The sequence below is a fragment of the Listeria kieliensis genome (assembly GCF_003369925.1).
GTDB classification, from domain to species: domain Bacteria; phylum Bacillota; class Bacilli; order Lactobacillales; family Listeriaceae; genus Listeria; species Listeria kieliensis_A.
This window is the reverse complement of record NZ_LARY01000001.1, coordinates 1099806-1112160: the sequence shown is the minus strand read 5'-3', so window position 1 is coordinate 1112160 and position 12355 is coordinate 1099806. Positions and strand designations below refer to the sequence as shown.

The 12355-nt window shown below is 41.2% G+C and carries 9 protein-coding genes; all 9 read left to right on the top strand.

All coding sequences use genetic code 11. From position 1 onward, the window contains the following. The first annotated feature begins 47 nt into the window (after positions 1 to 47). The 9 genes from pyrH (at position 48) to rimP (ending at position 12353) form a co-directional block, all read left to right on the top strand. Positions 48 to 773 (top strand): UMP kinase, encoded by a 726-nt coding sequence (gene pyrH / locus UR08_RS05475; RefSeq protein ID WP_115752629.1) that lies wholly within the window; start codon positions 48 to 50, stop codon positions 771 to 773. 4 nt (positions 774 to 777) lie between these two features. Beyond that, positions 778 to 1335 (top strand): ribosome recycling factor, encoded by a 558-nt coding sequence (gene frr, locus UR08_RS05470; RefSeq protein WP_115752628.1) that lies wholly within the window; start codon positions 778 to 780, stop codon positions 1333 to 1335. A 198-nt stretch (positions 1336 to 1533) separates the two neighbouring features. Next, on the top strand, positions 1534 to 2292 hold the full coding sequence (locus UR08_RS05465; protein WP_115752627.1) for an isoprenyl transferase: 759 nt from the start codon (positions 1534 to 1536) through the stop codon (positions 2290 to 2292). A gap of 12 nt (positions 2293 to 2304) precedes the next feature. Then, the gene (locus UR08_RS05460; protein WP_115752626.1) at positions 2305 to 3093 is read left to right on the top strand and encodes a phosphatidate cytidylyltransferase; all 789 of its coding nucleotides are present in this window, start codon (positions 2305 to 2307) and stop codon (positions 3091 to 3093) included. 13 nt (positions 3094 to 3106) lie between these two features. Continuing rightward, positions 3107 to 4255 carry a 1-deoxy-D-xylulose-5-phosphate reductoisomerase gene (gene dxr, locus UR08_RS05455; protein WP_115752625.1) on the top strand — a complete coding sequence of 383 codons (1149 nt, stop codon included), beginning with the start codon at positions 3107 to 3109 and terminating at the stop codon, positions 4253 to 4255. 13 nt (positions 4256 to 4268) lie between these two features. Then, a complete protein-coding gene (gene rseP, locus UR08_RS05450; RefSeq protein WP_115752624.1) occupies positions 4269 to 5531 on the top strand; it encodes an RIP metalloprotease RseP in 1263 nt (420 codons plus the stop codon). 42 nt (positions 5532 to 5573) lie between these two features. Then, positions 5574 to 7280: a proline--tRNA ligase gene (locus tag UR08_RS05445; protein WP_115752623.1), complete on the top strand. Its 1707-nt coding sequence runs from the start codon at positions 5574 to 5576 to the stop codon at positions 7278 to 7280. Positions 7281 to 7374: 94 nt separating this feature from the next. Further along, positions 7375 to 11712, top strand: coding sequence for a PolC-type DNA polymerase III (locus tag UR08_RS05440; protein WP_115752622.1), 4338 nt, complete (start codon positions 7375 to 7377; stop codon positions 11710 to 11712). Between the two features lie 173 nt (positions 11713 to 11885). Then, positions 11886 to 12353: a ribosome maturation factor RimP gene (gene rimP / locus UR08_RS05435; protein ID WP_115752621.1), complete on the top strand. Its 468-nt coding sequence runs from the start codon at positions 11886 to 11888 to the stop codon at positions 12351 to 12353. Positions 12354 to 12355: the final 2 nt, after the last annotated feature.

The window sequence follows — 12355 nt, the reverse complement described above, 5'->3', positions numbered from 1 at the left end:
TAAAAAACTCTTTTATCATGAACTAGAATAAAGGTGTGGAGGTCATTATGGATACCCCAAAATATAAACGTGTCGTTTTAAAATTAAGTGGTGAAGCGCTCGCGGGTTCGGACGGCTTTGGAATTAGTCCGAATATCGTAAACGCCATTTCCAAACAAGTAAAAGAAGTAGTAGAACTAGGTGTAGAGGTAGCGGTTGTTGTCGGTGGCGGCAATATCTGGCGCGGGCGTCTTGGAAGCGAAATGGGGATGGACCGAGCAGCTGCCGATTATATGGGTATGCTTGCGACGGTGATGAACTCGCTTTCGCTTCAAGATTCATTAGAAAATATCGGTGTAGCAACGCGTGTGCAAACTTCAATCGATATGCGTCAAATCGCAGAGCCTTACATTAGACGGAAAGCTATACGTCATCTTGAAAAAGGGCGTGTAGTGATTTTTGCAGGGGGAACAGGAAACCCGTATTTCTCTACAGATACAACAGCAGCGCTTCGTGCGGCTGAAATTGAAGCTGATGTCATTTTAATGGCTAAAAACAACGTGGATGGTGTATACAGTGCTGACCCACGTGTTGATAATACAGCGAAAAAATATGATGAGCTTTCCTACTTGGATGTCATTAAAGAAGGCTTGCAAGTGATGGATTCTACGGCATCTTCACTAAGTATGGATAACGATATTCCGCTGATCGTATTTTCATTTGCGGAAACTGAAAACAACATTAAACGTGTCGTTCTTGGCGAAAAAATCGGAACAACCGTAAGGGGGAAATAAATCAATGAGTAAAGAAGTTTTGCAAAGTTCACAGGAAAAAATGGAAAAATCTGAGCAAGCATTATCCCGCGCGTTAGGACAAATTCGTGCTGGTCGTGCAAATGCTTCAATTTTAGATCGTGTTCAAGTAGAATATTACGGTGCGCCAACTCCGCTTAATCAAATTGCGGGGATCAGCATTCCAGAAGCTAGAATGCTTCTTATCACACCTTTTGATAAAAATGCGCTTGAAGATATTGAAAAAGCGATTTTGAAATCAGATCTTGGCTTAACGCCAAATAACGATGGTTCAGTGCTTCGTCTTACAATTCCGCAATTAACGGAAGAACGTCGTCGTGAGCTTGCGAAAGAAGTGAAAAAAGAAGCAGAAGAAGCAAAAGTTGCGGTGCGTAATGTGCGCCGCGATGCCAATGATGAACTTAAGAAGCTTGAAAAAGCTGGCGAAATCACAGAAGATGACTTGCGTACTTACGGAGAAGATGTTCAAAAACTAACGGATGCAAGCATTCAAAAAATTGATGAAATCGCTAAAGCTAAAGAAGCGGAAATCATGGAAGTTTAATTAATGATACGAAAAAGCATTCCTTTTCTTCTACTTTAGGAAGGGGAGGGATGCTTTTCTTTTGTATCCTAACCAAACCGATTTTCTCATGGAAATCTCATGAATCACATGCAAATTTTAGTACATTAATCGGGCATTTTTTGGTATTATAGGTATAGACATGCGCAGAACAGTGGCATTTCTATTGGAGGATTTAAAATGTTTAAAAAGCTCTTTCGACAAAATGAAAATTTTATAGATGGTGAATTATCGCCCGAACTGCCGCTTCCAAAACACGTTGCAATTATCATGGATGGCAACGGAAGATGGGCTAAAAAACGGTTTTTACCTCGCATTGCTGGTCATAAAGAAGGCATGAATGTCGTCAAAAAGATCACAAGTTATGCGAATGAAATGGGTATTGAGGTTTTGACGTTGTATGCTTTTTCAACGGAGAACTGGAAGCGCCCGACAGATGAAGTGGATTTTTTGATGAAATTGCCTGTTGAGTTTTTCGATACGTTTGTACCAGAACTCATTCAAGAAAACGTTAAAGTCAATGTCATGGGATACCGGGATAATTTGCCATTGCACACGCTTCGTGCTGTAGAGAAGGCGATTGAAGATACCAAACATTGCACGGGTCTTGTGCTTAATTTTGCTTTGAATTACGGGTCGCGAGCTGAGATTGTAACGGCAATGAAAGAAGCTATCCGCGAACTAGAAAAAAGCGGGAAGAAAGCAGACGAAATCACAGAAGCTGACATTGAAAAACATTTAATGACAAATGGGTTAGGAGATCCTGATTTATTGATTCGTACAAGTGGGGAGCTACGGCTTAGCAATTTTATGCTTTGGCAGTTGGCTTATAGTGAGTTTTACTTTACAGATGTTCACTGGCCTGACTTTACAGAAGAAGACTTTTTAGAGGCGATGATTGACTATCAAAATCGATCACGTAGATTCGGCGGGCTTTAGGGAGGAAAAAAGGTGAAGACAAGAATTATTACGGCCATTGTGGCTCTTATTATTTTTATCCCCTTCGTTGTTGTTGGTGGGTTACCATTTGAACTAATTAGCATTTTACTCGCATCGATTGCCGTGTATGAGATTCTCACGATGACAAAGCAATCACTATTTTCGGTGAACGGTATTGTCACCATGCTTTTAACTTGGCTCGTTGTTGTGCCGGAAAATTATTTAACTTGGCTAGACCATTTCGGATTATCGGTGATTGAGCTGATCTTTATCGGGATTGCAATTTTGCTTTCCTATACTGTTTTTTCAAAAAACAAATTTCACTTTGATCAAGCGGGGATTGCCGTTCTTTCTTCTTTTTATGTAGGAATCGGCTTTCATTATTTGGCACTCACGCGTGATGCGGGACTTTACTATGTTTTATTTGCGCTCCTCATCGTTTGGTCAACAGATACGGGTGCTTATTTTATCGGCCGTCAGTTTGGTAAGCACAAACTTGCGCCACATGTTAGCCCAAATAAGACAGTAGAAGGCTTCATCGGAGGTATTGTTTCGGCTCTTATCATTGCAGGCGGCTTTTTCTACTTTATGGATTTAAGCGGGAACATCGGTCTTGTCTTACTCGCTTTAATTGTACTTTCGATCTTCGGACAACTTGGCGATTTAGTTGAGTCTGCGCTAAAACGTTTTTATGATGTGAAAGATTCCGGAAAGATTTTACCGGGGCATGGTGGGATTTTAGACCGCTTTGATAGTTTACTGTTTGTCTTGCCGCTGTTACATATACTGCAAATCATTTAATGGAGATGAAGCCATGAAGAAAATTAATTTGTTAGGTGCAACGGGTTCGATTGGAACCCAAACTCTGGAAATTGTAAGAGAGCATCCAGAACTTTTTGAGATTACTGCGCTATCCTTTGGTCGGAATGTAGAGCTAGGACGTAAAATCATTCAAGAGTTCAAGCCAAAAGCTGTGTCCGTTCAAAACAATCGAGATGTGGAAAAGCTAAAACTTGAGTTTCCTGATATTCGTTTTTATTCGGGCATGGAAGGACTTCGTGCGATCGCTTCTTTTTCTGAAGGAGATGTTTTGCTGAGTGCTGTGATTGGGAGTGTGGGTCTTTTGCCAACGCTCGATGCGATTGAAGCCGGCAAGCAAATTGCGATCGCGAATAAGGAAACTCTTGTGACGGCTGGACACTTAGTTATGGAAGCTGCTCGAAAAAAAGGTGTGGACATTCTGCCGGTTGATAGTGAACATTCAGCTGTTTTTCAAGCATTAAATGGTGAAAAACGCGAAAATGTTTCAAAACTAATTATTACAGCTAGCGGCGGAAGTTTTCGTGATAAAACGCGCCAAGAGCTGAAACATGTGACGGTGAAAGAAGCGTTAAACCACCCGAACTGGAACATGGGGAATAAACTCACAATTGATTCGGCGACGATGTTCAACAAAGGTCTTGAAGTCATTGAAGCACACTGGCTTTACGATATGGATTATGACGATATTGATGTCGTTATTCATAGGGAAAGCATTGTCCATTCACTGGTTGAATACATTGATGGAAGCATGATTGCCCAGCTCGGGGCACCTGACATGCGCATCCCGATTCAATATGCACTTACTTTTCCAGATCGGTCAAGTATTCAATTTAGTGAACCTTTCAGTTTAGCTAAAATTGGAACTCTTCATTTTGAAGAAGTTGACTATGATCGATTTAGGGCATTGAAATTAGCGTACAACGCTGGTAAAATAGGTGGAACGATGCCGACCGTTTTAAATGCAGCGAATGAAATAGCGGTTGCTGGCTTTTTAAATGGGCAGGTTGATTTTAACAATATTGAGGCAGTGGTTGAAAATGCGATGAATCATCATATGCAAAATGTGATTCAAGCCCCATCGCTGGATACGATTTTGCAAGTCGATCAAGAAACAAGGGCATACGTAAAAACACTTTTATAGAGGTGAAATTAATTTGACAACGATTATTGCATTTATTTTCGTCTTTGGACTCATCGTTTTCTTTCACGAATTAGGACACTTTTTGCTTGCAAAACGTTCTGGTATTTTGGTACGTGATTTTTCGATCGGCTTTGGACCGAAAATTTTTGCTTACAAAAAGAAGGAAACACAATATACGATTCGTTTGCTACCGATCGGTGGTTACGTCCGGATGGCGGGCGAAGACGGTGAAGAATTAGACTTAAAGCCGGGTTACCGAGTAGGGCTCGAGTTATCAAAAGATGAAACTGTAACGAAAATCATCGTTAACGGAAAAGATCAATATGTGAACGCTCAACCCTTTGAAGTCTCAAAAGCAGATCTTGAAAAAGAACTGTTTATTGAAGGCTTTGAAGACTATGATGAATCAAAAAAAATTCGCTATCAAGTTGCGCGTGATGCTGTTGTTGTGGATGGGAAAATTGAAACACAAGTCGTTCCTTATGACCGGACTTTCGGTGCCAAGTCACTAGGGAAACGCGCAGCAACTATTTTTGCGGGACCGCTTTTTAATTTTATTTTAGCTATTTTGATTTTTACAGCACTCGCTTTTATTCAAGGTGGCGTTGCTTCAACAGAAAACACGCTTGGGAATGTTGTAAAAGATAGCCCCGCTGCTGAGGCTGGTCTTCATGAAGGCGACAAGGTTCTCTCAATTTCAGGAACAAAAACCAATTCTTGGGCTGAAATTGTTGGGAAAGTCTCAGAAAATCCAGATAAGAAGTTAATGTTCAAAATTGAACGAGATGGTAAGACGCAAGAGGTAAAAGTAACGCCTGAAAAACAAAAAGTTCAAGGCGAAGCCGTTGGGAAAATTGGAGTTGAAAATCCAATTAAGGATTCATTCGGAGCTAAGATCAGCTACGGTTTCACAAACACTTGGAACTGGATTCACCAAATCTTTGATGTGCTCGGGAAGATGATCACGGGCGGCTTCTCACTAGATATGCTGAATGGACCAGTTGGCATTTATACGAGTACGGAACAAGTTGTTAGTTACGGCTTCCTTACACTATTAAACTGGACGGCTGTTTTAAGCATCAATTTAGGAATTGTAAACTTATTACCACTTCCTGCGCTTGACGGGGGACGTTTATTGTTCTTCCTTTATGAGCTTATCCGCAGAAAACCAGTAGATCCAAAAAAAGAAGGAATCATTCATTTTGTTGGCTTTGCTTTATTAATGGTCTTAATGATCCTTGTAACCTGGAACGATATTCAACGGGCCTTTTTCTAGACGTAACCTGCTAGGAACAATTTAAAAAGGGGAGTGTGTTTTATGCGTCAAACAATGACTTTTATTCCAACATTAAAAGAAACGCCTGCTGATGCCGAGGTAAGAAGTCATCAATTGCTTCTTCGAGCAGGATTTATTCGGCAAACCGCGAGTGGGATTTATAGTTACTTACCACTTGCAAGCCTTACTTTACAAAAAATCGAGCAAATCATTCGTGAAGAATTTAACCGCGCGGGTGCTTCTGAACTTCTTCTTCCTGCTCTTCAACCTGCTGAGCTTTGGCAGGAGTCGGGCAGATGGAATGATTATGGACCTGAATTAATGCGTCTTAAAGATCGCAATAGTCGTGATTTTGTACTTGGGCCAACACATGAAGAAGTCATTACGGACCTAGTACGTGATGAACTCAAATCGTATAAGCGCCTTCCGATCACGCTTTATCAAATTCAAACTAAATTCCGTGATGAAAAACGTCCTCGCTTTGGACTACTTCGAGGTCGGGAATTTATCATGAGTGATGCTTATTCTTTCCATGCGAATGAAGAAAGCTTGGATGAAACTTATCAAAAAATGTATCAAGCGTATTGCAATATTTTCACTCGCTGTGGGTTGGATTTCCGCGCAGTGATTGCAGATTCGGGCGCCATTGGTGGGAATGAATCTCGCGAATTTATGGTGCTGTCTGAAATCGGGGAAGATACGATTGCTTATAGCGATTCGTCTGATTATGCCGCAAACACGGAAATGGCTCCAGTCCTTTATAATGGCAAGAAGTCGCTAGAACAAGAAGCAGAATTAGAAAAAATTGCGACACCTGAATTACGGACAATTGAGGATCTTGTTACCAATTTAGATATTCCAATTGAAAAAACAGTGAAATCGATGCTGTTTGACGTGGATGGCGATATTATCATGGTACTGGTTCGTGGCGATCATGAAGTTAATGACATTAAAATCAAAAATGCGTTGGAAGCAAAATCAGTTGAACTTGCTGATCCAGAAGTAGCTGTTAAACTTCTTGGCGCAAATTTTGGTTCGCTTGGACCAATTGAAGCGCCTGAAGATATTCGAATTTATGCAGATCACGCCGTACAAGATGTTGTGAATGCTGTAGTGGGCGCCAATGAAGATGGATATCACTTTATCAATGTCAATCCAGAACGTGACTTTACGGTGCAAAGTTATTTTGATTTGCGCATGATTCAAGAAGGGGACTTATCTCCTGACGGACAAGGCATCATTAAATTTGCAGAAGGTATTGAAGTGGGTCATATCTTTAAACTTGGAACCAAATACTCAGAAGCCATGAATGCGACTTTTCTTGATGAAAACGGGCGTGCGAATCCGCTTATTATGGGATGTTACGGAGTCGGGGTTTCTCGCCTCTTTACAGCTATTGCGGAACAGTGTAATGATGAAGCAGGGCTTGTGTTTGAAAAAGGAATTGCACCATTTGATATTCACTTGATTCCTGTAAATATGAAAGATGATGCACAGCGTGAGTTTGGAGATACACTTTATGAATCACTGCAAGCTGCAGGCTATAGCGTATTACTAGATGACCGCTCAGAACGAGCTGGGGTGAAATTTGCGGATGCTGATTTGATTGGGCTTCCAATTCGGATTACCGTTGGGAAAAAAGCGGCTGAAGGAATTGTCGAAGTGAAAATCCGCAAAACTGGCGAAATGATTGAAGTTCGCGAAGAGGAATTGTTAAATACATTGCCAATTCTTTTTGGCGAAAAATGATTTTTCATGTACAATAGAGATAGATTAAAAAGTACCTTTGCATTTTGTGGAAGGTACTTTTTACAGCTTTTTAGCTGAAAGGAGTGACACCCAATTGAGTGCTTCAGAAGAAGAAAAAAAGGAGCGATTTCAACTTCTTTTAGAACAAATCGGATTAAAGGAAGACAAAACATTTGAAGATTTCACGCGGGATACCAAAATTGAAAAGTTGATTGCGGATAAAAGAAATAAAACGTGGCAGTTTCATTTAGAGACGCCGCAAATTTTCCCTGCGGATTTTTATACATTACTGGATACGGGCATGAAACGTGCGTTTAATGAGATTGCGAATACGGAACTTGCTATTCACGTCAAAGATGCGCGGCTCGATGAAACGTTGATTCAAGATTATTGGAATATCCTTGTTTCGCCGATTTTAGCGACATCACCTTTGATTGGGCAAGTTTTAATGGAACAAAAGCCAAAGCTTAAGGAACCTCATTTTTTGGAATTAAATTTGCACAACGAAATGGAAAAGACCAAATTTGAGCAAAGCTTTGCTGCAGAAATTCTTGAAAACTATGCAAACTGCGGGTTCCCGCGTCTTGCTTTTCGAACTACTGTGCTTACGCAGGAAAATACGGAAGCCTACGAAGCCTTTAAGAAGGCGAAGGAAGAGGAAGATGCCGAGAAAGCTAAGGCTGCGGTTCAAGTCATGCAAAAGCGTCAGCAAGAAGCGGAAAGTGGGACTTCCCAAGCGCCAGCTGAACTTACGGGGCCGTTCCAACTGGGCTATAAAATTAAAGATGGTGACGAAGTGAAGCATCTCGGTGATATTTATGACGAGGAGCGCCGAATTACCGTTCAAGGCTATGTTTTTGCGACGGAAATTCGCGAACTGAGAAGCGGTCGGAGTTTACTTCAATTTAAAATCACCGACTATACGAGTTCGATGATCATCAAGATGTTTTCTCGTGATAAAGATGACGCAGCCATGTTCCAGAATTTGAAAAAGGGCATGTGGGTGAAAGTGCGTGGAAGTGTTCAAAATGACACTTTTGTGCGTGATTTAATCATGATGGCGCAAGATGTAAATGAAATTGCACCGAGAAAACGGCTCGACGGGGCAGAGGAAAAACGTGTGGAACTTCATCTGCATTCGAACATGAGCCAAATGGATGCTACGAATTCGATCACGGATCTTGCTAAGCAAGCTGCGGATTGGGGACATAAAGCGATTGCGTTAACGGATCACTCGGTTGTGCAGTCGTTTCCGGAAGCTTATGCGGCGGGACAAAAATTTGGCATCAAGATTCTTTACGGTGTAGAAGCAAACTTGATTGATGATGGGGTTCCGATTGCCTATAATGACAAACATATTGATTTAAAAGATGCGACTTATGTTGTTTTTGACGTGGAAACTACGGGACTTTCTGCTGTTTATGATACGATTATTGAACTTGCGGGAATTAAAATGCATGACGGCGAGATCATTGATAAATTTGAAGCTTTTATTGATCCGGGACACCCGCTTTCGGCTACAACGATCAACTTAACAGGAATCACAGATGACATGGTAAAAGGCTCTGATCCAATTGATGTTGTCTTGAATAATTTCCGTGAGTGGTGCGGAGATGCAATCCTTGTTGCCCACAATGCTTCTTTTGATATGGGCTTCATCAATACGGCTTACCGGAAGATTGGTATGCAAGATGCACCCAACGCGGTCATTGATACGCTCGAGCTAGCTCGCTTTCTTTATCCACATTTTAAGAATCATCGCTTGAATACACTGACGAAAAAGTTCAATATTATATTGGAACAGCATCACCGTGCGATTTTTGATGCGGAGGCCACTGCTTATTTGGCTTGGAAACTCATCAAAGATGCAAAAGAAATGCATGAGATCACGAATCATGATGAGTTCAATCAGTTCATGGGAGAAGGAGATGCATATAAACGCGCGCGTCCATTCCATGCAACGATTTATGCAAAAACGGCAGAAGGCTTGAAGAATTTATTTAAACTGATTTCCATGTCGAACATTGATTATTTCTATCGCGTACCGCGGATTCCGCGTTCGAAGCTTAAGAAACTGCGTGAAGGACTTATTATTGGAACGGCTTGTAGTCAGGGAGAACTTTTTGAAGCGATGATGCAAAAGGGAATGGCGGAAGCAGAAAAAGTAGCAGGGTTTTATGATTTTATCGAGATACAACCAAAACCTGTTTATGCGCCACTGATCGAACGTGAAATGATACGTGATGAAAAAGCTTTGGAAGAGATTTTGAAAAACATTGTGAAAGTGGGCGAAAAAACTGGCAAACCTGTTGTAGCAACGGGAAATGTCCATTATAAGGACCCGCAAGATAAAATCTACCGAAAAATCTTGATTCATTCGATGGGAGGCGCGAATCCACTGAATCGTCAAGAACTTCCAGATGTGCATTTCCGCTCAACAGAAGAGATGCTTAAGGAATTTAGTTTTCTTGGTGCGGAAAAAGCAGAGGAAGTTGTTGTGAAGAATTCGAACTTAGTTGCGGACTGGATGGATGAGTTAAAGCCGATTAAAGATGAGCTTTATACGCCAAAAATTGAAGGCGCCGAAGATGAAATTCGTAATATGAGTTATAAGATGGCACATGATTTATATGGCGAAACGCTTCCAGAAATCGTGGAAGCGCGGCTTGAAAAAGAACTTAAGAGTATTATCGGTCACGGATTTGCCGTTATCTATTTGATTTCACATAAATTGGTTAAAAAGTCACTGAATGATGGCTATTTAGTTGGTTCCCGGGGGTCCGTTGGTTCTTCATTTGTAGCGACGATGACAGAAATTACTGAGGTGAATCCACTTCCGCCACACTATCTTTGCCCAAATTGTAAGCATTCTGAGTTCTTTCATGATGGGTCGGTTGGTTCTGGCTTTGACCTTCCTGATAAAACCTGTCCGGAATGTGGAACGGCTTACCGGAAGGAAGGACAAGATATTCCATTTGAAACTTTCTTAGGATTTAAAGGGGATAAGGTTCCCGATATTGACCTTAACTTTTCTGGAGATTATCAACCTGTCGCCCATGCTTATACAAAAGAAATATTTGGGGAAGATCATGTTTATCGTGCAGGAACGATCGGTACGGTCGCTGAAAAAACAGCCTTTGGATTTGTGCGTGGTTATGAGCGAGATATGAACATGAATATTCGCGGTGCCGAGGTGGACCGACTTGTTGCTGGCTGTACGGGAGTAAAACGAACAACAGGGCAGCATCCGGGCGGAATCATCGTTATTCCAGATTATATGGATGTCTATGACTTTACGCCTGTGCAATATCCCGCGGATGCAACGGATTCGGAATGGAAAACGACTCATTTTGATTTCCACTCTATCCACGATAATGTGTTGAAACTCGATATTCTTGGGCACGATGATCCAACGGCTATCCGGATGCTTCAGGATTTAAGCGGAATCGATCCCAAAACCATTCCAACTGATGATCCAGAAGTGATGAAATTATTTGGTTCAACGGAATCGCTTGGCGTTACACCAGAGGACATTGATTCGAAGACGGGGACACTTGGGATTCCTGAGTTTGGGACACGTTTCGTTCGACAAATGCTTGAACAAACAAAGCCAACCACGTTTTCTGAACTTGTTCAGATCTCTGGACTTTCACACGGCACGGACGTTTGGCTCGGGAACGCGGAAGAATTGATTAAAAATAAAATTTGTGAGCTTCCTGATGTAATTGGTTGTCGGGATGACATCATGGTTTTCTTAATTTATCAAGGTCTTGAAAGTTCGCTTGCTTTCCGAATTATGGAATCCGTACGGAAAGGGAAAGGCTTAACAGACGAAATGGAAGAAGCCATGATCGCAAACAATGTGCCAAACTGGTATATTGATTCTTGTAAAAAAATCAAATATATGTTCCCGAAAGCCCATGCGGCTGCTTATGTGCTGATGGCGGTTCGGATCGCTTACTTTAAGGTGCATCATCCACTTTATTTCTATGCAACTTATTTCTCCGTTCGTGCAGATGATTTTGATTTAACATCAATGGTGAACGGACGTGAAGCGGTTAAAGCAGTCATGAAAGAAATTAATGATAAAGGGCTTGAGGCTTCGACGAAGGAAAAGAATTTGCTCACGGTGCTTGAGATCGCAAACGAAATGCTTGCAAGAGGATATAAATTCCAAAAAGTTGATTTATATAAATCGAAGGCAGATGAGTTTATCATTGAAGGTGATACGTTGATTCCGCCGTTTAATGCAATTCCAAGTCTTGGAACAAACGTGGCGAAACAAATTGTTACAGCTCGCGCAGACGGTGAATTCTTATCGAAAGAAGACTTGCAACAACGTGGGAAAGTTTCTAAAACTATCATTCAATATATGGATGAGCAAGGCTGCTTGGAAGGCCTTCCCGACCAAAATCAGTTGTCGCTGTTTTAAAAAAGACTCACAAGTTGCGGGCTTGTTTGCGAAATCACGCAAGCTATGGTATACTATATAATGAAATACAACGATAACTCAGCTAAGAGTGGGCATTTGCCCACTCTTTCGTTTTGTGATTGTTTGGAAGAACATTCGCACCGGTAGCAGAGCATATCTCTAAGGAGGCTGAAATGAGTAAGGTTTTGGACCAAGTAGAGGAGCTTGTCAAGCCGATTACTGATGAGTTAGGCTTTGAACTTGTCGATTTAGCGTTTGAAAAAGAAGGAAAAAATTGGTTTTTACGTATTTTTATTGATAAAGATGGTGGAATTGATATTGATGAATGCGCAATTGTCAGTGAAAAAGTAAGTGAAAAATTAGATGAGTCTGATCCAATCAGTCAAAACTATTTTCTAGAAGTTTCTTCTCCTGGCGCTGAACGTCCTCTAAAAAAAGAAGCAGATTTTGAAAACGCAGTGGGAAGCTATGTGCATATTACATCTTACGAGCCAATTGATGATCGTAAAATGTGGGAAGGCACGCTTATGTCTTATGATGGAAATGAATTAATCATCGAAATCAAAGATAAAACGCGAAAGATCACATGTGTAATCCCGAAAGACAAGGTTGCAAAAGCACGCCTTGCCATCGAATTTTAAAA

Coding starts and splice junctions, on each gene's coding strand:
- pyrH (WP_115752629.1), top strand. CDS start 48: ATGGATACCCCAAAATATAAACGTGTCGTTTTAAAATTAAGTGGTGAA.
- frr (WP_115752628.1), top strand. CDS start 778: ATGAGTAAAGAAGTTTTGCAAAGTTCACAGGAAAAAATGGAAAAATCT.
- UR08_RS05465 (WP_115752627.1), top strand. CDS start 1,534: ATGTTTAAAAAGCTCTTTCGACAAAATGAAAATTTTATAGATGGTGAA.
- dxr (WP_115752625.1), top strand. CDS start 3,107: ATGAAGAAAATTAATTTGTTAGGTGCAACGGGTTCGATTGGAACCCAA.
- UR08_RS05445 (WP_115752623.1), top strand. CDS start 5,574: ATGCGTCAAACAATGACTTTTATTCCAACATTAAAAGAAACGCCTGCT.
- rimP (WP_115752621.1), top strand. CDS start 11,886: ATGAGTAAGGTTTTGGACCAAGTAGAGGAGCTTGTCAAGCCGATTACT.